The organism is Streptomyces bugieae (assembly GCF_036352915.1).
Taxonomy (GTDB): Bacteria; Actinomycetota; Actinomycetes; order Streptomycetales; family Streptomycetaceae; genus Streptomyces; species Streptomyces endophytica.
The window spans coordinates 143,504-167,355 of sequence record NZ_JAZBJP010000003.1 but is presented as its reverse complement, the minus strand read 5'-3'; the positions used below and the strand labels follow the sequence as shown (position 1 = coordinate 167,355).

Sequence of the window (23,852 nt, the reverse complement as noted above, 5' to 3'; positions counted from 1 at the left end):
GTGAGAGGGGAAGTTAAGGACGGTGGGGGTGCAGGTAATGCCCACCTGCGCGCAGGCAACAGATCAGGCCCGCCCCCAACCAGCTCTCACCTCCCACTCACGGGAGGGGCTGGACCGGAGGACGAAGTCTGGAGGGCCGGCACCGCACCCGACAACACCACGCCCGCCGCCAGGCGCAACGGCGAGACGACCCGCGGCGCCGCAGACAGGTACGTACGGGGCGCCGCAAAGCGCACAACGGCGAGCAACAACCGCGGCGGGACGGCCAGGTACGTGGGAGGCAAAAGCCAAGCGCAGCTACACGTACCGCTGGAGGAACAGCGCCTCAGCCAGGGTGAGGCGCTGCAGTTCCTCCGGCGACACGCTTTCGTTCACCGCGTGGATCTGCGCCTCCGGCTCGCTCAGTCCGATGAGGAGGATCTCCGCGTCGGGGTAGAGCCCGGCGAGGGTGTTGCACAGCGGGATGGAGCCACCCATGCCCGACGTCTGCATCTCCGTGCCGTCGTAGGCCTCCCGCAGCGCCGCCGCCATCGAGGCGTACGCCGGGCTGCTGGTGTCCGCGCGGAACGGCTGGCCCTGGCCGACCTGCTCCACCGCCACCCGCGCGCCCCACGGCGCGGCGTTCTCCAGATGCGCCGCCAGCAGCTTCGTGGCCGCCGCCGCGTCCGTGCCCGGCGGGACCCGCAGGCTCACCAGGGCCCGTGCCCCGGCATGGACGGACGGGGTGGCGCCGACCACCGGCGGGCAGTCGATGCCCAGCACCGTGACGGCCGGGCGGGCCCAGAGCCGGTCCGCGACCGACCCGTTGCCGATCAGCTCGACGCCGTCCAGGACCTTGGCGTCCCGGCGGAACTCCTCCTCCGGATACTGCAGGCCCTCCCAGGTCGCGTCCCCGGTCAGCCCGTTCACCGTCGTCGAGCCGTCCTCGGCGCGCAGCGAGTCCAGGATCCGGATCAGCGCCGCCAGCGCGTCCGGGGCCACGCCGCCGAACTGGCCGGAGTGCAGATTGCCCTCCAGGGTGTCGACCTGGACCTGCACCAGGGTCATCCCGCGCAGCGTCGCGGTCACCGTCGGCAGGCCGACCCGGAAGTTCCCGGCATCGCCGATGACGATGGCGTCCGCGGCCAGCAGCTCCGGGTGCGCCTCGGCGTACCGCTCCAGCCCGCCGGTGCCCTGCTCCTCGGAACCCTCCACGATCACCTTGACGTTGACCGGGACCCCGCCGTGCTCCTTCAGCGCGCGCAGCGCCGTCAGATGCATGATCAGGCCGCCCTTGCAGTCCGCGGCGCCGCGGCCGTACCAGCGGCCGTCCCGTTCGGTCAGCTCGAACGGCGGGGAGATCCAGGCGGCCTCGTCCAGCGGCGGCTGCACGTCGTAGTGGGCGTAGAGCAGGACGGTCTTCGCGCCCTCGGGGCCGGGCAGGTAGCCGTAGACGGACCGGGTGCCGTCCGGGGTGTCGAGCAGCGCCACGTCCTGGAAACCGTCCGCCCGCAGCGCCGCGGCGATCCACTCGGCGGCCGCCTCGCACTCGCTCGGGGGGAACTGGGCCGGATCGGCGACCGACTTGAAGGCCACCAGCTCGGCCAGTTCGGTCCTGGCGCGGGGCTGCAGTGCGGCGACGGTCTGCGCGAGCGGGCTGTCGGACATGGAACGCTCCTTGTGGGCGCGGCGTGTGGGGACCGGCCGCCCGGCCTCGTGAGCCGGCCGGGCCGGACGCAGGGCCCGGTGTCCCGTAGGGGCCCTGCGGGTGTGCATTCCACCGATCTTCCCACAGGCCCCGTGCGCAACAGCGGCCCGTAGGATGCGAGGGCGGAACGCAGCCAGGCATCGAATGGGAGCAGAAGCACAGGTGAGCAGCGAGCGGGCAGCCGAGGGCAACCAGCAGGTGTGGGACGTCGTGGTGGTGGGCGCGGGGCCGGCGGGCGCCTCGGCCGCACACGCCGCGGCGTGTACGGGGCGCCGGGTGCTCCTCCTGGAGAAGGCCGATCTGCCGCGCTACAAAACCTGCGGTGGCGGCATCATCGGCCCCTCGCGCGACTCCCTCCCGCCCGGTTTTGACCTGCCGCTGCGCGATCGCGTGCACGCCGTGACGTTCTCGCTGAACGGCCGGCTGAGCCGCACCCGACGCTCCAAGCACATGCTCTTCGGGCTGATCAACCGCCCCGAATTCGACGCCCGGCTGGTCGAGTCGGCCAAGGACGCCGGCGCCGAGGTCCGTACGGGCGTCACGGTGTCCCGGGTCGAGCAGCACGGCGCCGAGGTCCCGGACCGCCGTACGGTCGCGGTGGTCCTGGGCGACGGCGAGGTGGTGCTGGCGCGCGCCGTCGTGGGCGCGGACGGCAGCGCCGGGCGGATAGGAGCGCACGTCGGGGTCAAGCTCGACCAGGTCGACCTCGGGCTGGAGGCGGAGATTCCGGTGCCCGAGCCGGTCGCCGAGGACTGGGCGGGCCGGGTGCTCCTCGACTGGGGTCCGCTCCCCGGCAGCTACGGCTGGGTCTTCCCCAAGGGGGACACGCTCACCGTCGGCGTCATCTCGGCGCGCGGCGAGGGCGCGGCGACCAAGCGGTACCTGGAGGACTTCATCGGCCGGCTGGGCCTGGCGGGCTTCGAGCCGAGCATCTCCTCGGGCCATCTGACCCGCTGCCGCGCCGATGACTCGCCGCTCTCCCGCGGCCGGGTGCTGGTGTGCGGCGACGCGGCCGGCCTGCTGGAGCCGTGGACCCGGGAGGGCATCTCGTTCGCCCTGCGGTCCGGACGGCTCGCGGGGGAGTGGGCGGTCCGGGTCGCGGAGGCGCACGACGCGGTCGACGCCCGTCGCCAGGCGCTCAATTACGCCTTCGCGATCAAGGCGGGCCTCGGGGTGGAGATGGGCGTGGGCCGGCGCATGCTCCAGGTCTTCTCCCGCCGCCCCGGCCTGATGCACGCCGCGGTCACCGGCTTCCGCCCGGCCTGGCACGCCTTCGCGAAGATCACCCGTGGGACGACCACCCTCGCCGAGATCGTCCGCACGAACGGCGTGGCCCGCCGCGCGCTGGAGGCGCTGGACCGGGCGTGAGGCGGGCCGGATGAGTCCGTCCTGGGCGGTGTGCCGGGCTTGGGTGGGATCGCCGGGGGCGTCCCGGGGGGTCCCGGGGGGGCTGGGGGATTCGCGGGGGGCGTTCCGGGGGCCGGGTGGGATCCCCGCGGGAACGTTCCGGGGGCTGGGTGGGGTGCCCGGGAGTGCGTCATGGGCGGGATGCCCAAGGGTGCGTCCAGTGTGGGATGTCCAGGGGCGCGTCGCGGGCGGGATGCCCAGGGGTGCGTTCAGGGTGGGATGCTCAGGGGTGCGTCGCGGGCGGGATGTCCAGGGGCGCGTCGCGGGTGGGACGTCCGGGGGAGCCCGGGGTCCGCTTCAGGCTCAGGCTTCGGTGATGTGGAAGACGGGGTGGCGGAGCGCCGCGGCGCGGAGTTCGTCGTCGGTGGAGGTGGCGGTGACCTCGCCGAAGTACGCCTTCACCTCCCAGCCCCAGCGTTCCAGGTAGGCGCGCAGCAGCTCCGGGGTCTCGGCGGGCGGCAACTCGACCGCGGTGAACGGTCGGACCCGCCGTCCGAGCCGCAGTTCGCCGCCGCCGGCCGCGCGGAGGTTGCGCACCCATGCGGAGTTGCCGCGGGCCGAGACGAGATAGCGGCCGTTCCCGTACGTCATGGGGTTGACCGGGACTCGGCGCCATTCGCCGCTCTTCCGGCCCCGGACCGACAGGTCCGCCGAGCCGGCGAGGCTGATGCCGCGGCGCGCGAGCCAGCCGACGGCCCCGTTGAGACGGGCGGCGAGGCGGCTGGGCTTGAGGAAGCGGGACATGGGACGGGCTCCTCGGGCTCGGGGGACTCTGGTCGTGCGTGGGCGCATGGTGGGCGGCGTGGGAACCGCCAGGAAACGCTGATCTGATTCGAGAGCAGTGCTCTCGCTTCGCTCGTGAGCAGTGTGCACGTAATCGGTGCACCGAAGCAAGAGCACTGCTCTCGTTGGTGTGCGGTGATCTGAAGGTGGCACACTGCTCACATGACTGCGATCCGAGGAGCCAGGGAACGGGCCCGTAGCGAAATCACCGAGGCCATCAAGGCGGAGGCGCGCGCTCAGCTCGCCGCCGAGGGTGCCGCGAAGCTGTCCCTCCGCGCCGTCGCCCGCGAACTGGGCATGGCCTCTTCCGCCCTCTACCGCTACTTCCCCAGCCGCGACGACCTGCTCACGGCGCTGATCGTCGATGCCTACAACGCGATCGGTGAGGCCGCGGAGCGCGCCCGGGACCGCTGCGGTGCCGCGACCGCGAGCCCCGTGGACCGCTGGACCGCGATCTGTACGGGCGTCCGCGCGTGGGCGCTGGCCCATCCGCACGAGTACGCGCTGATCTACGGCTCACCCGTACCCGGCTACCGCGCCCCGCGCACCACCACGGAGCCCGCCGCCCGCGTCGGCCTTGCGCTGATCGGCGTGGTCCGCGACGCCCATGCCGCCGGTGCTCTGAAGGAGCCCGCCGAACCGCTGCCCGACCCGGTGGTGGCCGATGCCCTGGCGCTCGGTGCCGAGCTCGGGATCGAGCTGCCCGGCACGGTACTGGCCCGGCTGGTCGGGGCCTGGGCCCAGCTCTTCGGGCTGCTGAGCTTCGAACTGTTCGGCCAGTTCCGGAACGTCATCGAGGCCCGTACGGAATTCTTCGAGCAGGCCGCCCTCCAACTGGCCCGCAGCGTCGGCCTGACCACCCCGCGCTGAGCCGGCCGCACCCCCGTCTGACCCCGGCCCGCCGATGCCCGCTCACCACACCGCGGCGACCCGTCGTACGGCGACCCGTCGTACGGCGGTCCGTCGTGCGGCTGCGCCCGTCCCGGGGCCGTCGTACCGCTGCGGTCGTGCCGCGGCATGGGCCCTTCCGTCGCTGCGACGGTGCCGCCGGCGTCGCCCGTCCCCCCGCCGCGGTCGTGTCGCCGGAGCGTCGGCCGTTCCGTCGCGCTGTTGGCCGTCGCGCCGCTCGCCATGGCGTCAGTCGCCATCGCGCCGCTCGCCATCGCGCCGCACGCCATCGCACCGCTCGCCATTGCGTCGTACTCCCGCGGGAGTACGGCCGGTCACTGCGTCCGGCTGACGCCGCCGCGCCCCGCCGCGGTCTAGCGTTGCGGCATGGAGAACGCACGGCCGCCGTGGGCGCGGCGCTGCCTCGGCCCGGCGTGGGAGCGGTGGCTGTCGGCCCCGCCCGGCCCCGGGCACGACCGTCCCGTCGCCCGGCTGCCCTGGCTGTCGACGTTGGCCGTGACCGTTTTCGTGACCGTCGGTTCCGGCTTCGCCGCGCACCAGCAGCCGGATCGCGCCCCGCTGGACGCGTTCGGGCGCGCACTCCTGGTCGGCGGCGCGGTCCTGCTGCTGTTCCGGCATCGCGCCCCACGCACCGTCGCCCTCGGCACCGCAGCGGCCACCGCGGCCTACCTCGCCGCCGGTTACCCCTACGGGCCGGTCTTCCTCACGCTCGCCCTCGGTGCCTTCGCCGCGCTCGTCGCCGGGCACCGCGCGGTCGCCTGGTGCGCGCTGGGCGGGGTGTGGGCCACCCATCTCCTCGTCACCCACTGGCTCTACCGCTGGCTGCCGCCCCCGCACGACGGCCCCGCCCCCTGGGGCGACGAACTCTTCGTCACCGCTTGGGTGGTGGCCGTCGTGGCACTCTCCGAACTGGTCCGGGTACGCCGCGAGCAGCTCGCCAAGGCCCGGGCCGAGCGGGCCGCCGCGGAACGCCGCCGGGCCGACGAGGAGCGGCTGCGGATCGCCCGCGAGCTGCACGACGTCCTCGCCCACAGCATCTCCGTCATCAACGTCCAGGCGGGGGTCGGCCTGGCGCTGCTGGACCAGGATCCGGAGCAGGCGCGCACCGCGCTGACCACCATCAAGGCGGCGAGCAAGGAAGCGCTCGGCGAGGTCCGCCAGGTCCTCGACACCCTGCGCACCCGGGGTGCCGCGCCGCGCTCCCCGGCCCCCGGGCTGGACCGGCTGGCCGAACTCACCGAGCAGGCCCGGCACGCCGGCCTCGCCGTGGACGTCACCACCGAGGGCACTCCGCGCCCGCTGCCGCCCGGCACCGACCTCGCCGCCTTCCGCATCGTCCAGGAGGCGCTCACCAACATCGTCCGGCATTCCGGTTCGCGCGCCGCCCGGCTACGGCTCCGCTACGTGCCCGGGGAACTGGAGATCCGGGTCGACGACGACGGCCCGGCGACCTCCACCGCGGGTGAGCCGGCCGGCGGCGGCAACGGGCTGGTCGGCATGCGGGAGCGGGCCGCGGCACTCGGCGGCACCGTCGAGGCCGGCCCCCGCCCGGACGGCGGCTTCCGCGTCCGGTCCCGCATCCCGCTGCCCGATGATGCGGCGGAGGGCGCGCCCGCCACCATGTCCCCGGCCCCCACCGCGTCCCCGGCCCCCACCCCGGGACCGGCCCCCGACCCGGAGCCGACGCCGGACCAGAAGCCAGCCCCCGCCACGAAACCGCGCCCCACCCCGGAGCCGACGCCGGACCAGAAGTCGGCCCCCGCCACCGAGGAGGAGTCGTGATCCGCGTACTGCTCGCCGACGATCAGTTGCTGGTCCGGGCCGGCTTCAAGGTGCTGCTGGACGCCCAGCCCGGAATCGAGGTCGTCGCCGAGGCTGACGACGGGCAGCAGGCGCTGGCCGCGGTCCGCGAACACCGCCCGGACGTCGTCCTGATGGACATCCGGATGCCGGTGCTCGACGGGCTGGCCGCCACCCGGCGGATCACCGAGGACCGGCAACTGGCCGACGTCAAGGTGGTCATGCTGACCACCTTCGAGCTGGACGAGTACGTCTTCGAGGCCATCCGCTCGGGCGCCTCCGGCTTTCTGGTCAAGGACACCGAACCGGAAGAATTGCTGCGGGCCGTGCGGGCGGTCGTGGCCGGTGACGCGCTGCTCTCGCCCGGAGTCACCCGCCGGCTGATCGCGGAGTTCGCGGCCCGCTCCAAGGAACCGGCCGCCGCGGACGCCCTGTCCGCCCTGACCGAGCGGGAGCGCGAGGTGATGGCGCTGGTCGGCATCGGCCTCTCCAACGAGGAGATCGCGCGACGCCTGGTCGTCAGCCCGCTGACCGCCAAGACCCACGTCAGCCGCACCATGGTCAAACTGGGCGCCCGCGACCGCGCCCAACTCGTCGTGCTGGCCTACGAGTCGGGGCTGGTACGGCCCGGCTGGCTGGGCTGACCGGACCGCCACACGACGTCCCGGGCACTCGGCCGCCCGCCGGACGCGACGTACGGCCGGCGCAAGACCCGTACCACCTGGAAGACGAACAGCCCACCGCCGACCACGGCACCAGCCGTGAGCCACGGCCCCTTCCATGCGCCGGGCAAGCCGGCCCACAGCACCGCACTGCCCAGCACCAGGAATCCGGCGGCACCCAGGAACCCGCCGCTGACCAGTGCGAACATGATCTCGACGGTGATCGCGTCACGCTCGGCGCGGCTACGGGTGGGCGACATACCCTCCCCCTCCCCTCTCAGATGCCCCCCTTCTCGCGCCACAGCTCGGCCAGGGCCTGCTCGCCCGTGACCGTGAGGGCGTCCCACGGCAGGCGGTTCCACAGGGCCAGGTACAGCTCTTCGGCGGGGGCCTCGATCGTGCAGTCGGCGGGCTTGGCGTCGTCCGGCGGCTCGTTCACCGGGGCACCCGGGGCCGGGGCCGTACGGATCGCGCGCGGCGGGGCGTCGGAGAGGTGGACGGTCCAGTCGGCGCCGGGCACGTTCGTCGCGCGCACCCGAACCGTCCGCGGGACGTCCGTACGCAGCTTGCTGCGCTCCAGGGAGTGAATGCCCGTCAGGAGCTCGTCGACTCCGTCGGCGGCGAAGGCGGACGGCAGGGGCGTGAGGGAGGCGGCTGCCGCCTGCTGGGCGTCGACGCGGTGCACCGACGTCTCGTGCGCCTGCCGGCGGGCCCAGAACGCCAGCGGGGCGTCCGCCGGCAGGAGCGTCCAGGCCGCCAGATCGCGCGGGGCGCCGTGCAGCGCCAGGACGAGCTGGTGGTGACCCTCGCGGAGCCAGGGCACGAGTTCGTCGTCGGTCAGCTCCGGTGCCTCCGCGGGCCGTATGGGCTCCTGCAGCCCCTGCGTCACGATCTCCGTCGCCCAGCGGTGGACCCGCCCTACATGGACGACCAGGTCCCGCATCCGCCACTCGGGGCAGGCCGGAATGGCCGCGTCCGGGCCGGCTTCCTGGGCGGCGTCGGCGAGCAGGCCGCCGTCCAGACGCAGCGTTTCGACGAACTCAGTGATCTCCATGCCCACGAGTGTGCCAGCCGCCACTGACAACGGACCGGCGCGGGTCCACCGCCCCGAGCAGCGAGGAGTGCGTGGGAGGTGCGGTCCACGCACCGCACCCCCACACCCGGCCGACCGGGGCGCCCGCGCGGCCGGAGCCGCGCGGGCCGGGGGAGCTCCTAGCGGCCCGGGCGGTGCGCCCGCCGCGTCGCGTACGCGATTCCCGCGGCGACCGCGGCGAGCAGGGCGACCGTCGTGAGGGCGACCGGCAGCGTGCTGGTCTCGGCGAGGAATCCGATGGCGGGCGGGCCGAGCAGCATGCCGCCGTAGCCGACCGTGGAGGCCACCGCGACCCCGTCGGACCCGCCGGCCTCACCGGCCCGGGCGATGGCGATCGGGAAGATGTTGGCGAGCCCGATCCCGGCGACGGCGAAGCCGAGGCAGGCCGCCCAGGCGGTGGGGGCGAGCGCGCCGAGCAGCATGCCGGCGGCCGCCGTCGTACCGCCCGCGATCAGCGACCGGGCGGCCCCGAACCGCTGCACCACCGCGGTCCCCGACAGCCGCCCCGCGGTCATCGCCAGCGCGAACACCGCGTAGCCGGCGGCCGCGAGCCCCGGCCCGGCGGAGAGGTCCTGGGAGAGGTGCAGCGCACCCCAGTCGGCCATCGCGCCCTCCCCGTAGGCGGTGCAGAGCGCGATCAGCCCGAAGACGACGACGAGCCGGCGCCCGCGGGAGGGGCCGGCGCTCCGCGGGCGGTCCGTGGACGGCGGCAGCCGTTCGGGGACGACGGGGGCCGGGTGGGTGTGCAGGACGCGGCCCGCAACGGCCGTCACCAGCAGGCCGATCACGGCGAGCAGCAGCAGGTGCACGGTGGGGGAGAGGCGGCCCGCGATCAGGCCTCCCAGGCCCGCACCGAGCATGCCGCCGAGGCTGAAGGCCGCGTGGAAGCTCGACATCACGGGGCGGCGCAGTGCCTCGATCAGGTCGACGGCGGCACTGTTCATGGCGACGTTGAGCGAGCCGTAGGCGGCGCCGAAGACCAGCAGGACGAGGCCCAGGGCGGTCGCCGAGTGGGTGAGGGGCGGGAGCACGATGCTCAGCGCCATGGCGGCCCCGGAGGCGGTCGTCACGGCATGGCTGCCGAACCGGCGGCACAGGCGCCCGGTCAGCATCATGAATGCGACCGCGCCCGCCGACACGCCGAGCAGGGCGAGCCCGAGCGCACCGGCGCCGGCGCCGGTCTGCTGCTTGATCGCGGGGATCCGGACGACCCAGCCGGCGAACAGGAAGCCGTCCATGGCGAAGAACGCGGTGAGGGCGAGGCGGAGTCGGGTCAGGGCGGTGTGGGACGGATCGGAGGGGGACGGGGTCGGGTGACGATCGACGGGGGCGGGGCCGTGTTGCTTCCTCCAGGCCCACCGTATTTTGTTTAGCGTCGGCACAAAGTCAGAATAGGGGGGTGACCCAGATTCGGACAACCAGGTTGGAGCGGGGCCGTGGCGCCCTCGGACCCGCACTGGAGCTCGTACACACCGGACGCGCGCCCACCCGTGCCGTGCTGACCTCGGAACTCGGCGTGACCCGGGCGACCGCGGGCGCGGTGGCCGCCGAGCTCGAAGCGCTCGGCCTGATCACCGTCGACTCCCGGCCGACCGCCTCGGCCGGCTCCCAAGGGCGCCCGTCCCACCGGCTGTTCGTCAACGAGAACGGCCCGGTGGTGCTCGCCGCACAGATCCACGCCGACGGGTTCCGGGTCGCCCTGGTCGGCCTCGGCGGGCGCATCGTGGCGACGACGAGCGGCTGCGGCACCATCCCCGCCGATCCGGCCGTGGTGCTCGCCGAGGCCGTCGCGGCCGGCTCGGACCTGCTGCGGGAGACCGGGCGGCGCTGCCTGGGCGCCGGGTTGGCGGTGCCGTCCGCCGTCGCGGAACCGGACGGCGAGGCCCTCAACCCGCTGCACCTCGCGTGGCCTTCGGGCGCGCCGGTACGCGCACTCTTCCTCCAGGCGCTCGCCGATGCCGGCATCCCCGGCGTCACCGACGCGATCGGTTTCACCGGCAACGACGTCAACCTCATGGCGCTCGCCGAGCACCGGCACGGCGCCGGCCGGGGCGCCCGTGACCTGCTGTGCGTGGCCTCCGGCCACCGGGGCGTCGGCGGGGCGCTGGTGCTCGACGGGCGGCTGCACAGCGGCAGTTCGGGGCTGGCCCTGGAGGTCGGCCATCTGACCGTCAACCCCGAGGGCGCGCCGTGCCACTGCGGCAGCCGCGGCTGCCTGGACGTCGAGGCCGACCCGCTCGCCTTCCTCGTCGCGGCCGGCCGCGAACCGGGCCCCGAGGTCTCGCTGCTCCGGCAGGCCGCCGACCTGATCCGGGACGAGTACGCCGACCCGGGCGTACGCGCCGCCGCCGACCTCCTCGTCGACCGGCTCGGCCTCGGGATCGCCGGGCTCGTCAACATCCTCAACCCCGACCGCATCATCCTCGGCGGACTGCACCGCTCCCTGCTGGAGGCCGACCCGGAGCGGCTGCGCGCGGTGGTCGCCGACCGCAGCCTGTGGGGCCGCAGCGGCGGCGTACCGATCCTGCCGTGCAGCCTTGATTACAACAGCCTGGTGGGCGCGGCGGAACTGGCCTGGCAGCCGGTGCTGGACGATCCGCTGGTGGTGCTGGAGCGGTAGCGGTCGCCGTATCGGCGGCGACCGTGGTATCGGTGGCGATCGCGGTATCGGTAGCGATCCCCGTATCGGTCGCGCAGGGTCGCAACGGACGGGGGCTGCGGCGGCCGGGGGCGCAACGGCCGGAGGGGCCGCGGCGCGGAGGGGCCGCGGCGCGGAGGGGGACCACGACACCCCGGCCCCCCGAGGCGCGGAAGTGGACCACCACACCCGCCCACCCCCCGAAGGGGGGTGGGCGGCGGGGAAAAAATCGCAGCGGGAAGAAACGCGGAGCGGGAAGCGGGAAGAAACGCGGAGCGGGAAGCGGGAAGAAACGCGGAGCGGGAAGCGGGAAGAAACGCGGAGCGGGAAGCGGGAAGAAACGCAGAGCGGGAAAGCGGGAAGAAACGCGGCGGGAAAAATGCCGCCCGGCGCCGGAAAGCTAAGCCGAGGCCGCCGCCATCCCCGCCCCCCACTCCGCCGCGAACGCCCGCGCCGGGTTGTCCGTCAGGAAGCGGGTCACCAGGTCGGCGCCCAGGGCGAGTTCGAGCCGGGCCCGGTGGCGGCGCAGCAGATGCGGCATGCCGGGGCCGCCGTCGACCGAGCGCGCGGCGGCCGTCGTGGTGTCCCCGCCGAGCAGGATCCGGTCCCCGAAGCCCGCCTCCGCCAGCGCGGCCAGCGCCTCGGGCAGCCGCCAGTCCGTCGCGTGGTGCGCCCGCGACGGCCCGTCGAAGGCCAGATACGCGCCCGCCTCCGCGGCCGCCCGGTGGACCACGAGATCGGGTGAGCGGTTGAGGTGCCCGAGGATCACCCGGTCCGGCGGCACCGCCAACTGGCCGCAGAGGAGCTCCAGTACGTCCAGCGCCCCGGTGCCCAGCTCCAGATGGACCCCGATCGCCGCACCCGTTGCCCGCTGGGCCTCGGCGGCCGCGGCCATGGTGTACCGGGCGTGCGGGTCCAGCCCGTGGAACCCGCCGGCCACCTTGATCATCCCGGCCCGCGTCCCGGTGCCGCCGATCCCCTCGGTCAGCTCCGTGACGAACAACTCGGCCAGCCCCGGACGGACGCGTGCCACGATCTCCGGTGTGTAGTGCGCCGCCTGATGCAGCCCGGTGGCGGCGACCACCGTGACCCCCGACTCCCGTGCCAGCCGCGGCAGTTCCGCGGCTCCCCGGCCCATGCCGTACGGCGTCCACTGGACCACCGCGGCGCCGCCGGCCGCCCGGAACGCGGCCAGTTCCGCGGCCGCGGCACCGGCGTCGGCCAGCTCCTGCCCCGGCAGTTGGGGGCTGCGCAGGAACAGGTGGTCGTGTGCGTTGCAGACGCCGAGATCGGCGGGCGAGAGATCGCCCAGGACCGTACGGATCGCCGGGCCGGTCACCACTGCCGCCCCGCGCCGAGCCCGGCGATGTCCGGGGCGGACAGGTGCAGCACCTCGAAGCGATCGCCCGCGGACGGCGGAACGTCCGCCGCGGCGTCCACCCAGAGGGTGAAGCGGATCAGCTCCCAGTGCCGCGGATCGAGCGCCACCACGGCGCTGTGCACCCCGTCCGACGAGGCCAGCTCCTCCTGTTCGGCGGCCGCCTCCGCCACCACGGTGGCCAGGTCGGCGCCCTCGGGGAGGGTTTCGGCCCGCCGTGTGTACGCCCGGGGGACGGCACCCGCCGCCGGGCCGGGCCGGTGGAACAGCCCCCGCCAGTGCTGGACGACCGGCCGCCCGAAGTCCCGGACCACACCGCGGAACCCGTCGCCCAGCAGGAAGCGGTTCATCGCCTCCGGGTCCGCCCAGAGGTAGAACGGCGCGTACTGGTTGACCGGCGAGCCGTCGACCCCGCGCTCCCGCATCCCGTACGCCTTGAGGCCGAGCCCCTCGTAGCCGTCCAGAAGGTGGCCCTTGCACCGCACCCGCTCCCGGATGATCCCCATGTCGTAGTCCGCGGGCAGGGTGACGGCGTATTGCATGGCGTGCATCGGGTCTCCGGGGTCTCTGTACGGGCGGGGAGGGGTGGACGGCGGGAGGTCACCGGCCGTGGGGGGCCTGGGCGGGACCGGGGGCGGCCGGAGCGGGACCGGGGGCGCTCCCGGTGGCCTGGGACGCGAGCAGAGCCAGGACGCCGCGTACCGCCGCGTCGAACGGTGCCGTGTCGTCGGCCGCCCTGGCCAGCACGTATCCGCCCTGGACGACGGCCGCGACGGTGGCGGCGACGGCTTCCGGATCGAGTCCGGCGGCCAGCTCGCCGCCGCGCACCCCCTCGGTGAGGACCTCGGCGATCCGTTCCTGGAGCCAGCCGAACATCTCGTCCAACGGGGCCCGCAGTTCGGCGCTCCGCACCACGTCGCGGTCCTGCGTCATCCGCCCGATCGGGCAGCCGCGCAGCACCCGCCGCTCGCGCAGCAGATAGGCCGCCACCCGGTCGTACGCCGTACCGGGAGCGGCCAGGCACTCCTCGGCGGCCGCCTTCATGTCCTCCGCGGTCCGCCGGATGGCCGCCAGGGCGAGATCGGACTTGCCGGAGAAGTGGTGGTACATGCTGCCCTGTCCGACGCCGGCCCGCTCCAGGATCGCCTTCGGGCTGGTGCCGACATAGCCGCGCTCCCAGAGGAGCTCCTGGGTGCTGCGCACCAGCCGCTCCTGCGCGCCGAGCCGCTGCTGTCCTGCCGGCGGGGCGCTCGGGTGCTCCTGAGTGTCCATGATCAGGACTGTACATACCAGTAGTTACAGAAATCAAGGAGGGGGTTCGGGCGGGGGAGGGGGAAGGCCGGCGGGGCGCCGTTACCGCGACCGGCGGAGCAGCCTCGTCGCCCCCGCGTACTCCGCGCGTGGTACCGGCGAAGCCGCTGGCCGTACGACGACGGTCGGCCGCCGGGAGACCAGGCTCGGAAGGGAAACGACACCCGTCCCGCAAGGGGGCGGTCCCGTCCTCCCGAGGAGCTGATTGCGATGTTCGAGCTGGCCCACCCCTGGTCCGATGGCGGCCCCGGCCCCTGGATCCTCTTCGTCCCGTTCCTCTGGGCGCTGGCGGTCTTCGGCGTGGTCACCCTGCTGCGCCGCACGATCTGGCGCCACGGCGGACCCGGTCCGCGCTTCGGCGGTGGCCCGCGGTCCGCGGCCCGTACGGGCCGCACCACCGGCCCCTCCGGTGCGGACGTCCCGTCCCCGATCGCCGTACTGGGGCGCCGATTTGCGGCGGGCGAGATCGACGAGGAGGAGTACTGGCGCCGGCTGTCCGTCCTGGAGGAGCACTTCGCCACCGGCGGTCCCAAGGGCGGCGCGGCGTAACGCGCCCCGGTGCCTCCGCTCCCACCCTGGACGGCCGGCGGTCCGGCGCTCGGCGGCCGTCTCGGCCGGGCGCCGGTACGGGCCGCCGGGCGGCAGCGAGCGGACCGCCGTTTCCGCCCTTCCTTCAGGGCAGTTGACGGTTGTCGCCTTGGCTGGATCGGCTGGATCGGCTGGATCGGGCGGAGGGGCAGGATCGGGTCAGCCGACCCGTGCGCCCCGTACGCCGCTCCGGGGCGCGGCCTCGGCGGGCGTGCGGGCGGGGCCGCCGTCCAGCGGCAACGAGTCCCAACGGGAGCGGACCGCACGGACCTCCCCGGGTGCGGCGGTCAGGGCCGGAAGGGTGAACCAGACGACCTTCCCGCCGCCCTCCGCTCGCATCCCCCAGCTCTCGCTGAGCGCCGCGATCAGCGCCAGGCCGCGACCGCAGGTCTCCCAGTTGCCGGCGGTCCGGATCCGTGGCAGCCGGGGGTCGTCGTCGTGCACCGAGACCGTCAACTGGCCGAGGAGGACGCACAGTTCGACGGTGCAGCGTTTGCTGGGGCTCGCATGCCGGTGGACGTTGGCGAGGAGTTCGGTCACCCCGAGCGTCACGGGCTCTATCAGGGCGTCGAGATGCCAGCGCCGCAGCTGGGCGGAAACGATTCTTCGCACATGTCCGATGCGTGCCGGAACGGCGTGGAGCTCCACCGTGCAGTGCCTGCTGGGCTGCGTGATCACGACCGCGACTCCCTGATGAGGCCGGGCGCCCCCCGTTCCTGGCAGGGCGAAGATCGGATCCAGCGATGCCCGCTGCGCCACAGCGTCACCGCTGGTGAACCCTCAGTGATACGAGTCCAGGGTCAGTCAGACGGTGCGCTCCCGCAACCGCACCTCACCGGTCGCGGTGGCGGGTCAGGAACGCGGCGGCCGGGCCGTTTCCAGGGCCTTGAAGAAGAGTTCCGGGGTGTCGAGGGTGAGCGAATAGCGGTGGCCGTTGAGGGTGGCCAGCGCCCGGTCCCGCGCCGCGAACAGCGGTTTGTGGGCCTCGACCGACTGCAGCGGGGCGCTGTCGATCTCCGTGCCGTAGCTGGTCAACAAGACCAGCCGGCCGTCGCTGATGACCACTTGCCCGGCACGGGTCAGCGACCGCAGCGAGCGCTCGATCCGTACGCCGCTCGCGGTGAACTCCGGCTCCGCCATGGCCGGCACCTCCTCGGTGAGACGGGCGGCTCCCCTCCGCCGCCCCTAGTGGGCAGTTTGCCGGGACGGCGCCCGGCGCACCAGTGCCACTGGTCACCGGGCAGGAGCGCGGTCGATCGGGGGCGCCGGTCGCGGCGGTCCGTCGCTCACCGGATACCGGTGCCCCGGCTCCCCGAGACCGGACAATTCCGTCGGAAACTCCACCGCCCAAGACCCGCCCCAGGGCTGCCTTGGGGTCTCTCAAAGTGATGTTTATGCAGGTGAGAAGGGTACGGACGATGGCTATAGTCGGAATCAGGCCCGACGTCGTGCGCGGGCTCGCAACCGTCTGAGGAGTGCGCCGGTGAGTACCGCACAGCAGCCCACGGGCCGGCCCGGCGACACGGTCGCGGCCGAGGCCCCGATGCCGACCGTCGATGTCGACCGCTCGGATCCGGACTACCGTGCCTGGCTGAAAGAAGCCGTACGCAAGGTCCAGGCGGACGCCAACCGCACCGCCGACACCCACCTCCTGCGCTTCCCGCTGCCCGAGAAGTGGGGCATCGACCTCTACCTCAAGGACGAGTCGACGCACCCCACCGGCAGCCTCAAGCACCGACTGGCCCGATCGCTGTTCCTCTACGGGCTGTGCAATGGCTGGATCCGCCCGGGCAAGCCCGTCATCGAGGCGTCCAGCGGCTCCACGGCGGTCTCCGAGGCGTACTTCGCCAAGCTGATCGGCGTCCCCTTCATCGCGGTCATGCCGGCCACGACCAGCCGCGAGAAGACCCGGCTGATCGAGTTCCACGGCGGCCGCTGCCACCTCGTCCAGGACCCGCGGACGGTCTACGAGGTTTCCGCCCGCCTCGCGGCGGAGTCCGGCGGCCACTACATGGACCAGTTCACCTACGCCGAACGGGCCACGGACTGGCGCGGCAACAACAACATCGCCGAGTCGATCTACCAGCAGCTGCGGCTGGAGCGGTATCCCGAACCGGCCTGGATCGTGGCCACCGCGGGCACCGGCGGCACCTCCGCCACCATCGCGCGTTACGTCCACTACATGCAGTACGACACCCGGATCTGCGTCCCCGACCCGGAGAACTCCTGTTTCTTCGACGGCTGGCTCACCGGCGACGCCGGAACCGACTGCGCCACCGCCTCCCGCATCGAGGGCATCGGCCGGCCGCGTATGGAACCGAGCTTCGTACCCGGCGCGATAGACCGGATGATGAAGGTCCCGGACGCGGCCAGCATCGCCGCCGTACGCGCCCTGGAGGCGGCGATCGGCCGCAAGGCGGGCGGCTCGACCGGGACGGGGCTGTGGAGCGCCCTGAGGATCGTCGCCGAGATGGTCGCCGAGGGCCGTACGGGATCCGTCGTCACGCTCCTCTGCGACCCCGGCGACCGCTACCTCGACAAGTACTACTCCGACGACTGGCTGGCCGCCCAGGGCCTGGACATCACGCCCTACGCGCGCACCCTCGACGGGTTCCTGGCCACGGGACGCTGGCCTGACTGAGACCGCGCGGTGCGCGCCTCCTGAGCCCGCTCGCCGACGTCGGCCACGGAGCTGAGATCGGTCACGGCGCTGAGATCGGCTACGGGCGGGCCAGGCGGCGGTCCAGAGTCCGCGCCGACTCCCGGAAGGCCCGGCCCAGTCCGGGCCTGGCCAGCGCCATCAGCCAGCGGAACGGAGCCGGGCCGTCCGCCGCGAACGTCCACCGCACACGGGTGCCGCCGCCCGCCGGTGTCAGCCGCCAGTCCTCCAACAGGGCGCCCAGCCCGGGGGTGTTGGCGGTGTCGACCCGGTAGGCGTAGTGCTCGTCCGGCTCGGCGGCCAGCACCGTCTCGGTGAAACGGGTGCCTCCCGTGAGCCGCACCTCGCGGCCCCGGCCGTCGTGCGTCGACGTCGCCCACGCCACCCCCGTGAACCAGGAGGACCACCCGGCCACATCGTCCGCGAGTGCCGCATAGACCGCCTGGGGCGGCGCGGCGACCTCTCCGGTGAACACCAGCCGCAGCGGCGCGGACTCGACGAAGTCCAGCTCGACGGCGCGGAGTCGGCGTGCCATGGACGAGCACCCCCTGGGAGATGGGCGGGGCGGGTGGGACGAGGCAGGTGAAACGGGCGGGGCGGAGCGGCGTGATGCGGGTGAGGATGGGCGAGACGGCGGGGGCGCACACGATACTTGACGCCCCGTCAGGTGAACAGTCTTTCGCCGTCCCAGGCGAGACCACAGCCGTCAGAGGTCTCCGTCCTCCGGGAGCTCGCCCGCCACCACCAGCTCCGGCGGCAGCTCCGCGAACTCGGCGCGGGCTTCCGTGGGCAGCCCGGCGTCCGTCACCAGCACATCGACCTCGTCGAGCGTCGCGAACGAACTCAGCCCGACCGTGCCCCACTTGGTGTGGTCGGCGACCACCACGACCCGCCGCGCGGACCGCACGAAATGCCGGTTGGTCTCCGCTTCCGCCAGATTCGGGGTCGACAACCCGGCTTCCACCGATATGCCGTGTACTCCGAGGAACAGCACGTCGAAATGGAGCGAGCGGATCGCGGCATCGGCGACCGGCCCGACGAGCGTGTCCGACGGCGTCCGTACCCCGCCCGTCAGCACGACCGTCGCGGCCCCCGCACGGGGCGCCGCGCCGCCGCTGGCCGCTGCCCGCTGGGCGGTGTAGAACACATCGGCCACCCGGACCGAATTCGTGACCACCGTCAGATCGGGCACGTCCAGCAGCTGCTGCGCCAGAGCGAAGGCGGTCGTGCCGCCCGCGAGCGCGATCGCGCTGCCCGGCGCCGCCATCTGGGCCGCCGCCTTGGCGATGTCCTCCTTGGCGCTCAGCTCCAGCCCGGACTTCGCCTCGAACCCGGGCTCATGGGCGCTCGGCTCACTGACCGGCACCGCGCCGCCGTGCACCTTCTCCACCATGCCCTGGCGGGCCAGCGCGTCCAGATCGCGGCGGACCGTCATGTCGGACACGCTCAGCTTGCGGGTGAGCTCATTGACCCGCACCCCGCCGCGTCGCCTGACCTCGTCGAGAATCAGGGCCCGCCGCTGCTCCGCGAGGAGGTTCTGGTTGTCGCTCACCCCGCCCGTCCCTTCCGCCCGGCTCGCCATGTCGGGTCGTACGCGCCGGCTCCCGCCTGCGATCACTGATGCCCTCATCCTCGCACGAGCCACTGACACCACAGCCGCCCCGACGAACACCTTCCGGGCCGAGGCGGCCGGTGACGCGCCTGACGCGCCGCCTGCCGCCTGCCGCTCAAGGCGCACCCGCCCCACAGAACATGGCGCGGATGTGTCGTCGGCGGGTCGCCACGCCGGTCCGTGTCGGGGTTCGGGTGGATGTGCCCCCGCCGGAAAGGGACAATCCTTGGTGCGCCGCACCACGATCGCCGGCCAACAGGCACCACGCACCAGACCACGCACCACGCACCAGACCACGCACCACACCGCACACGCCAGACCACACCACACCGCACGCGCACCGCGCCCCGCCGCATCGCGGCCGGCCGCGCCACACGGACATCGGGGGACACCAGTGGAGACCGCGGAACCCACACCGACCGACCCGCTCGAACGCGATCCGTCAACCACCCACGCAGCCAAGCCGGTTGATTTACCGACAGACGCCCCCCAGCTCTCCCTGGAGCTGCTGGTGCACGGTGTGGGCGGTACCACCGCCCAGGACATGCTCGGTGATCCGCGGGTGCAGTTGATCACCGGGGACGACACCGCCGCCTGTTACCGGCGTACGGAGGATGCCGACGCCGAGGAGCGGCCCGGCGACTACCGGGGCGAGCCGGTGCGGGAGGCGTACTGCTGGTCCAACCTCACCTCGGGCAACGGGGCCCGCGCCCTGTGGCTGATCCTGGTGCCCTTCATGGTCGCCAACCTCGCGCACTGGATGCGCCCGGCCGCACCACCCGACCACCGGGCGCAGCGGATCTACGACCTGCTGGTGCGGATGCTCGCCCTCACCCTGACCGTCCTGCTCGCCGCCGCGGCCTGTGAGGTCGCCCTGGACCTCACGGCCTGGCAGTGCGCCGGAACCCCCGTGTGCGTGGCGGGGAAGTCCTGGCTCGGGTTCCTCAGCCCGGACAACGGCGGCTGGTGGAGCGCCCCCGGCCGGCGGCTGGCGCTCGCCTCGGTGGTGCCGCTGCTGGTCATCGGCTTCCTGTGGTGGCTCTCGCACCGCACCTGGAGCGCCTACGAATCCGCCTCGCCGCCCCCACGGGTGCCGGGCAGTTCCCGCTACACCCCGGACGCCGAACGCACCGCGCTGAGCCTGGAGGGCTTCTGGTACGGCCGCCGGCTGGTCGCCCGGCTGCGTGCCGCGCACACCACCGCGGGGGTGCTCACCATCGCGGCGGTGCTGCTCGCCGCCGGGGCGAAGGCGGACGGGGCCGGAGGTCACTATTCCGTTCTCGCGGTCACCGGGCGGGTGCTGACCGCCCTGGTCGTGCTGCTCGCCGCGGCCACCCTGGTGGTGGTCTGGCGCACCGCGCGCAGCGAGGCCGCGCCGGACGAGGAGTCCGACCGGCTCGTCGTCCGCGCGCTGCCCTACGCAGCCCTCGTGGTGCTCGGGCTGATCGCCGTGCACTCCGCCTGGGCGCGGCCCGGATCGCACAGTTACGGGCCGCTGCCGGGCGCCGCGGCCTTCGGCGGTATCGCCGTCTTCCAGGGCGTGCTGGTCCTCGCCCTCGCGCTGACCGCCTGGGTGCTGCAGCGCGCCGCCCGGGACGACGCGCGCACCGCCCTGCGCGGCATGGGCGGCCCGGCCGTCGCCCTGCTGGCCTGCGCGGTCGGCGGGGTGCTCTCCGGGGGAGTGGCCCAGCGCTTCGCCGACTGGATGGACGGCGGGGCGACGCCGGGTCAGGCGCACGCGCCCATCCCCGGCCCGCCGGTGCTGCTGTCCTGGCAGGCCTCGGTCATCCCGGCGCTGCTGGTCGTGTGCGCCGTCGTCGCGGTGCTCGCCGCCGTCCGCGTGCTGATCGTCCGCCGCCGGGTCGCCGAGGACGTGCCCGGCCTCTACGACCCGCGCGAACACCCCGACCACCGCCGTACCCGGGCGATCGCCGGCACCATCGCCCGGGCCGGGCTGACCGACGCGGCGCCCGTCCTGGTCGCCGCCACCTCCGCGGTCACCCTCGTCCTCGGCGCGGGCGCGGTGGCCGGTGCCTGGCTGACCGACCGTGCGCCCGGCCGCGCCACCGAGGGCGCACCGCCCGTCGTGCACGCCGCCGCCGAGACCGCCGAGTCCCTCGGCTCCTGGCTGATGAGCGCCGGCGTCATACTGCTGCTCGCCATGGGGCGGCGCGCCTACCGCGACCACTCCGCCCGCCGCACCATCGGCATCCTCTGGGACGTCGGCACGTTCTGGCCGCGCGCCGCCCACCCCTTCGCGCCGCCCTGTTACGCCGAGCGCGCCGTACCGGACCTCACCTGGCGGATGGCCACCTGGACCGAGCGGTTCGACGGCCGGCTGGTGATCTCCGGGCACTCCCAGGGCAGCGTGCTCGCGGCCGCCGCCGTCTGGCAGCTGGACCTGGTCACCCGCAGCCGGGTCGCCCTGCTGACGTACGGCAGCCCGCTGGAGCGGCTCTACGGACGCTGGTTCCCGGCGTTCTTCGGGCCGCCCGCGCTCACCGGACTCCACCGCGAGATGGACGACTGGCGCAATCTGTGGCGGTTCACCGACCCGATCGGCGGGCCGATCCGGCTCACCTGTGAGGACGGTCGCCGGGTCGACGAGGGGCCGCTGCGCGACCCGCTCGCCTTCGGCCGAACGCTGCAGAACCCGCTGCCCGCCCAGATACTGGGCCACGGCGACTACCAGGCCGACCCGGTCTTCGAGACCGTCCGGGCCGAGCTGATCGCCCGGCTCGGACCGGGGCTGCCGGGGATGCCGGAGCAGCGGCCGGCCGGCGGCCACCCGGACGGCCGCCCCGCTCAGGGCAGTTCGGGCAGGTCCTCGGCGTAGAGCAGGGTGAGGTCGTCGGTGCTCGGGTCGGTCAGCTGCGCCACCCGGCCCGCGTGCCGCTCGACCATCGCCTCGAACGTCTGCCGCGCGGTGCGGCCGTTGCCGAACGACGGGCCCTTCGGCAGCACGGTGAAGTACTTCAGCAGCGCCTCGCCGGCCCCCTCGGCGAGGTGGTACTCGTGCTCCTCGCCCTGCTGCTCGACGATCCGCAGCAGTTCCTCCGGGGCGTAGTCGCCGAACCTGATGGTGCGTGAGAAACGTGATGCCACACCGGGGTTGACCGCCAGGAAGCGCTCCATCTCGGCGGTGTAGCCGGCCACGATCACCACCACGGCGTCCCGGTGGTCCTCCATCAGCTTCACCAGGGTGTCGATGGCCTCCTTGCCGAAGTCCCGCCCGGAGTCCTCGGGGGAGAGGGCGTACGCCTCGTCGATGAACAGCACCCCGCCGCGCGCCCGGTCGAACGCCTCCTGGGTCCGGATCGCCGTCGACCCGATGTGCTCGCCGACCAGGTCCACCCGGGACACCTCGACCAGATGGCCGCGCTCCAGCACCCCGAGGGAGGCCAGGATCTCGCCGTAGAGCCGGGCCACCGTGGTCTTGCCGGTGCCGGGGGAGCCGGTGAAGACGAGGTGGCGGCGCACCGACGCGGCCTTCAGACCGGCCTCCTGGCGGCGGCGGCCCACCTCGATCATGTTGATCAGGCTGCGCACCTCCCGCTTGACGCTGTCCAGCCCCACGAGGGTGTCCAGTTCGCCCAGCACCTCGTCGGACGGCCGGCTCTGCACGGCCGGCTCCGGGGCCGGGGTGGTGGCGGCCGGCGGGGGGCTCTGCGCGGGGACGTTGCCCAGCAGTCCGGCGGTCTGCGTCGCGTGCTGCACGGTGGGCGGGGTGCCGGTTCCGGGCGCGGGGACGGCCCGGCTCTCGTCGCTGGTGCAGTCCTGGACCGTCGGCCCGTCGCCCTGCCCGGCGCCGCCCTCGGCGAACTCGTAGCCGCCGCGCGCGCACCGCTCCGTACGGCACCGGGTCAGCGTCGTACGGCAGCCGTCGATCACGTGGAAGCCGAAGCCGGAGCTGCCGGTGACCCGGCAGCCGTGGAACGTGCCGCGCCCCTCGGCGGAGACGTAGAACCCGGCTTCGGCCGGCGAACTGACCGTGCAGCCCTCGATGGTGGGGTCCGCGCCCTTGGTGACGATCACGCCGGTCTGGGCGCCGTCGATGGTGCAGTTGGCGAGCGTGCCGCCACTGCCGTGGTCGCGGAACCAGGCGCCGGTCGCGGCCTCCCGGATCCGGCAGTCGTCCAGCTGGACGGTGGCCCCGTCGCTCACCGACACCGCGGTGTTCCGCACCTGGGCGAGGTCGCAGTCCACCACGTCGGCCCGGGAGCCGCGGTCCAGGACGAACAGCGCGTCCGGTACGTCGTGGACCCGGGTCGCGTCCAGTACGGCGGTGGCGCCGTCGCTGACCCACACCGCCGGGTAGTCGCCCGTACTGTCGTGGATCTCGCACTGGTTGGCGTCCACCCGCGTGCCCGGGTCCCATACGGACAGGCCGTTCCGCCCGAAGTGGCGCACCGTGCTGCGGGTCAGCGTCAGCACCGAACGGGACCGCAGATCGACCGCGTTCTCCGGGATGTCGTGGATGTCGCAGTCGGCGAGGGTGAGCACCGCGTCGGTGTCCAGGGTGACGCCGTCGGCGGAGGTGCGGTGGACCGTGCAGTCGGTGAGGTGGCCGGTGGCCCGCGCCGCCACCTGGATCCCGGTGCCCTTGATCTCGTACAGCTCGCAGCCCACCGCCTCGACCGCGCTGCCCTCGCCGTTCACCGCCAGGCCCGCGCCCGAGGCGTGGTGGACCTTGCAGTTCTCCAGGCGGGGGTGGGCCCCGTCGCGGACCGTGACGCCCGCCTGGCCGGCGGCCATCACCTCGCAGTCCTCGAAGAGCCCGCCGGCGCCGTCCAGGACGCTGATGCCCACGCCGCCCGCGTTGTCGACGGTGCAGCGGCGCACCGTCGGGCGGGCGCCGCCGCGCACCTCGATACCGGACGCGGACCGGGTCACCACCCGCAGCCCGGACAGCTCGGGGGCGCCGTCCTCCACCAGCAGCGCGGGCGCGGCCGAATCGGTGGCCTCCAGATGGAGGTCGTGCACGCTCGCCGACGCCCGTATCGTCAGCGCCACCCCGTCGGGCGGCGCGATCCGCACCGAGCCGCGCGACCCGTCCGCGCCGCGCAGCGTCACCGCGCGCGCCAGGACCAGGTTCTCGCGGTACGTACCGGCCGGGACGGTGAGCACATCACCGTCCCCGGCGGCCTCCAGGGCTGCGGCGAGCGAGCTGTACTCCCCTGTACGGCGCCGCCACCGCGACGTGCCGGAGTGCGTCACCTGGACCGAGCCCTGTGCCATGGCGCTGTCGTGTCCCCACTTCGTGCGGCTGATGTCGGCCCGGCACCCTCCGTCCGCGGATGTCCGCATTCGGGTCCGCCGGGCCCC

Annotated in this window: 22 protein-coding genes; 9 read left to right on the top strand and 13 right to left on the bottom strand. The window is 73.9% G+C overall.

Going from position 1 to position 23,852, the window contains the following annotated elements:
- Positions 1 to 297 precede the first annotated feature (297 nt).
- Entirely contained in the window at positions 298 to 1,647 is a 1,350-nt protein-coding gene (locus V2J85_RS10945) for a dipeptidase (protein WP_261952665.1), read from the bottom strand.
- A 184-nt stretch (positions 1,648 to 1,831) separates the two neighbouring features.
- Between V2J85_RS10945 and V2J85_RS10940 the strand changes: the two genes are divergently transcribed.
- Complete coding sequence (locus V2J85_RS10940; protein WP_315975396.1) at positions 1,832 to 3,055, top strand: geranylgeranyl reductase family protein; 1,224 nt, start codon at positions 1,832 to 1,834, stop codon at positions 3,053 to 3,055.
- Between the two features lie 342 nt (positions 3,056 to 3,397).
- Here V2J85_RS10940 and V2J85_RS10935 read toward each other — a convergent pair whose 3' ends face one another.
- Positions 3,398 to 3,838: a nitroreductase family deazaflavin-dependent oxidoreductase gene (locus V2J85_RS10935; protein ID WP_261952667.1), complete on the bottom strand. Its 441-nt coding sequence runs from the start codon at positions 3,836 to 3,838 to the stop codon at positions 3,398 to 3,400.
- 201 nt (positions 3,839 to 4,039) lie between these two features.
- On the opposite strand from V2J85_RS10935, the gene V2J85_RS10930 reads away from it, so the two are divergent.
- The 4 genes from V2J85_RS10930 (at position 4,040) to V2J85_RS10915 (ending at position 7,230) form a co-directional block, all read left to right on the top strand.
- The gene (locus V2J85_RS10930; protein ID WP_261952668.1) at positions 4,040 to 4,747 is read left to right on the top strand and encodes a TetR/AcrR family transcriptional regulator; all 708 of its coding nucleotides are present in this window, start codon (positions 4,040 to 4,042) and stop codon (positions 4,745 to 4,747) included.
- A gap of 240 nt (positions 4,748 to 4,987) precedes the next feature.
- Positions 4,988 to 5,143 (top strand): hypothetical protein, encoded by a 156-nt coding sequence (locus tag V2J85_RS10925; protein WP_330821493.1) that lies wholly within the window; start codon positions 4,988 to 4,990, stop codon positions 5,141 to 5,143.
- 9 nt (positions 5,144 to 5,152) lie between these two features.
- Complete coding sequence (locus V2J85_RS10920; protein ID WP_330821492.1) at positions 5,153 to 6,568, top strand: sensor histidine kinase; 1,416 nt, start codon at positions 5,153 to 5,155, stop codon at positions 6,566 to 6,568.
- On the top strand, positions 6,565 to 7,230 hold the full coding sequence (locus tag V2J85_RS10915; RefSeq protein WP_261952671.1) for a response regulator transcription factor: 666 nt from the start codon (positions 6,565 to 6,567) through the stop codon (positions 7,228 to 7,230). The genes V2J85_RS10920 and V2J85_RS10915 overlap by 4 nt, the downstream gene beginning before the upstream one ends.
- On the opposite strand, the gene V2J85_RS10910 is transcribed toward V2J85_RS10915, so the two are convergent.
- The 3 genes from V2J85_RS10910 to V2J85_RS10900 form a co-directional block, all read right to left on the bottom strand.
- A complete protein-coding gene (locus tag V2J85_RS10910) occupies positions 7,191 to 7,508 on the bottom strand; it encodes a DUF6332 family protein (RefSeq protein ID WP_261952672.1) in 318 nt (105 codons plus the stop codon). The genes V2J85_RS10915 and V2J85_RS10910 overlap by 40 nt on opposite strands.
- 17 nt (positions 7,509 to 7,525) lie before the next feature.
- The gene (locus V2J85_RS10905) at positions 7,526 to 8,302 is read right to left on the bottom strand and encodes a maleylpyruvate isomerase family mycothiol-dependent enzyme (RefSeq protein WP_330821491.1); all 777 of its coding nucleotides are present in this window, start codon (positions 8,300 to 8,302) and stop codon (positions 7,526 to 7,528) included.
- A 158-nt stretch (positions 8,303 to 8,460) separates the two neighbouring features.
- The gene (locus V2J85_RS10900) at positions 8,461 to 9,723 is read right to left on the bottom strand and encodes an MFS transporter (RefSeq protein WP_419836767.1); all 1,263 of its coding nucleotides are present in this window, start codon (positions 9,721 to 9,723) and stop codon (positions 8,461 to 8,463) included.
- Positions 9,724 to 9,740: 17 nt separating this feature from the next.
- On the opposite strand from V2J85_RS10900, the gene V2J85_RS10895 reads away from it, so the two are divergent.
- A complete protein-coding gene (locus V2J85_RS10895; RefSeq protein WP_261952674.1) occupies positions 9,741 to 10,961 on the top strand; it encodes an ROK family protein in 1,221 nt (406 codons plus the stop codon).
- A gap of 418 nt (positions 10,962 to 11,379) precedes the next feature.
- Here the strand turns inward: V2J85_RS10895 and V2J85_RS10890 are convergent, their stop codons facing one another.
- Genes V2J85_RS10890 through V2J85_RS10880 form a run of 3 tightly spaced genes read right to left on the bottom strand, consistent with a single transcriptional unit; the run spans position 11,380 to position 13,629 of the window.
- Positions 11,380 to 12,318 carry a phosphotriesterase family protein gene (locus tag V2J85_RS10890; RefSeq protein WP_419836766.1) on the bottom strand — a complete coding sequence of 313 codons (939 nt, stop codon included), beginning with the start codon at positions 12,316 to 12,318 and terminating at the stop codon, positions 11,380 to 11,382.
- Positions 12,315 to 12,908, bottom strand: a complete 594-nt coding sequence (locus V2J85_RS10885; RefSeq protein WP_330821489.1) for a DUF4865 family protein — start codon at positions 12,906 to 12,908, stop codon at positions 12,315 to 12,317. Before V2J85_RS10885 ends, V2J85_RS10890 begins: the two co-directional genes overlap by 4 nt.
- Before the next feature lie 49 nt (positions 12,909 to 12,957).
- Complete coding sequence (locus V2J85_RS10880) at positions 12,958 to 13,629, bottom strand: TetR/AcrR family transcriptional regulator (protein WP_330821488.1); 672 nt, start codon at positions 13,627 to 13,629, stop codon at positions 12,958 to 12,960.
- Between the two features lie 249 nt (positions 13,630 to 13,878).
- On the opposite strand from V2J85_RS10880, the gene V2J85_RS10875 reads away from it, so the two are divergent.
- Positions 13,879 to 14,217 carry an SHOCT domain-containing protein gene (locus tag V2J85_RS10875; protein WP_261952678.1) on the top strand — a complete coding sequence of 113 codons (339 nt, stop codon included), beginning with the start codon at positions 13,879 to 13,881 and terminating at the stop codon, positions 14,215 to 14,217.
- Between the two features lie 198 nt (positions 14,218 to 14,415).
- On the opposite strand, the gene V2J85_RS10870 is transcribed toward V2J85_RS10875, so the two are convergent.
- Positions 14,416 to 14,934 carry an ATP-binding protein gene (locus V2J85_RS10870; protein ID WP_261952679.1) on the bottom strand — a complete coding sequence of 173 codons (519 nt, stop codon included), beginning with the start codon at positions 14,932 to 14,934 and terminating at the stop codon, positions 14,416 to 14,418.
- Positions 14,935 to 15,108: 174 nt separating this feature from the next.
- Positions 15,109 to 15,396, bottom strand: a complete 288-nt coding sequence (locus V2J85_RS10865) for a hypothetical protein (RefSeq protein ID WP_261952680.1) — start codon at positions 15,394 to 15,396, stop codon at positions 15,109 to 15,111.
- Positions 15,397 to 15,799: 403 nt separating this feature from the next.
- On the opposite strand from V2J85_RS10865, the gene cds1 reads away from it, so the two are divergent.
- Positions 15,800 to 16,897, top strand: coding sequence for an L-cysteine desulfhydrase Cds1 (cds1, locus tag V2J85_RS10860; protein ID WP_261957217.1), 1,098 nt, complete (start codon positions 15,800 to 15,802; stop codon positions 16,895 to 16,897).
- Between the two features lie 79 nt (positions 16,898 to 16,976).
- Here the strand turns inward: cds1 and V2J85_RS10855 are convergent, their stop codons facing one another.
- Together V2J85_RS10855 and V2J85_RS10850 are read right to left on the bottom strand one after the other, a co-directional pair.
- On the bottom strand, positions 16,977 to 17,450 hold the full coding sequence (locus tag V2J85_RS10855; RefSeq protein WP_330821487.1) for an SRPBCC family protein: 474 nt from the start codon (positions 17,448 to 17,450) through the stop codon (positions 16,977 to 16,979).
- A 171-nt stretch (positions 17,451 to 17,621) separates the two neighbouring features.
- Positions 17,622 to 18,467, bottom strand: coding sequence for a DeoR/GlpR family DNA-binding transcription regulator (locus V2J85_RS10850; RefSeq protein WP_261952682.1), 846 nt, complete (start codon positions 18,465 to 18,467; stop codon positions 17,622 to 17,624).
- Between the two features lie 604 nt (positions 18,468 to 19,071).
- Between V2J85_RS10850 and V2J85_RS10845 the strand changes: the two genes are divergently transcribed.
- Positions 19,072 to 21,363, top strand: coding sequence for a hypothetical protein (locus V2J85_RS10845; protein ID WP_330821546.1), 2,292 nt, complete (start codon positions 19,072 to 19,074; stop codon positions 21,361 to 21,363).
- Here the strand turns inward: V2J85_RS10845 and V2J85_RS10840 are convergent.
- Positions 21,333 to 23,765: a right-handed parallel beta-helix repeat-containing protein gene (locus V2J85_RS10840; RefSeq protein WP_330821486.1), complete on the bottom strand. Its 2,433-nt coding sequence runs from the start codon at positions 23,763 to 23,765 to the stop codon at positions 21,333 to 21,335. The genes V2J85_RS10845 and V2J85_RS10840 overlap by 31 nt on opposite strands.
- Positions 23,766 to 23,852 lie beyond the last annotated feature (87 nt).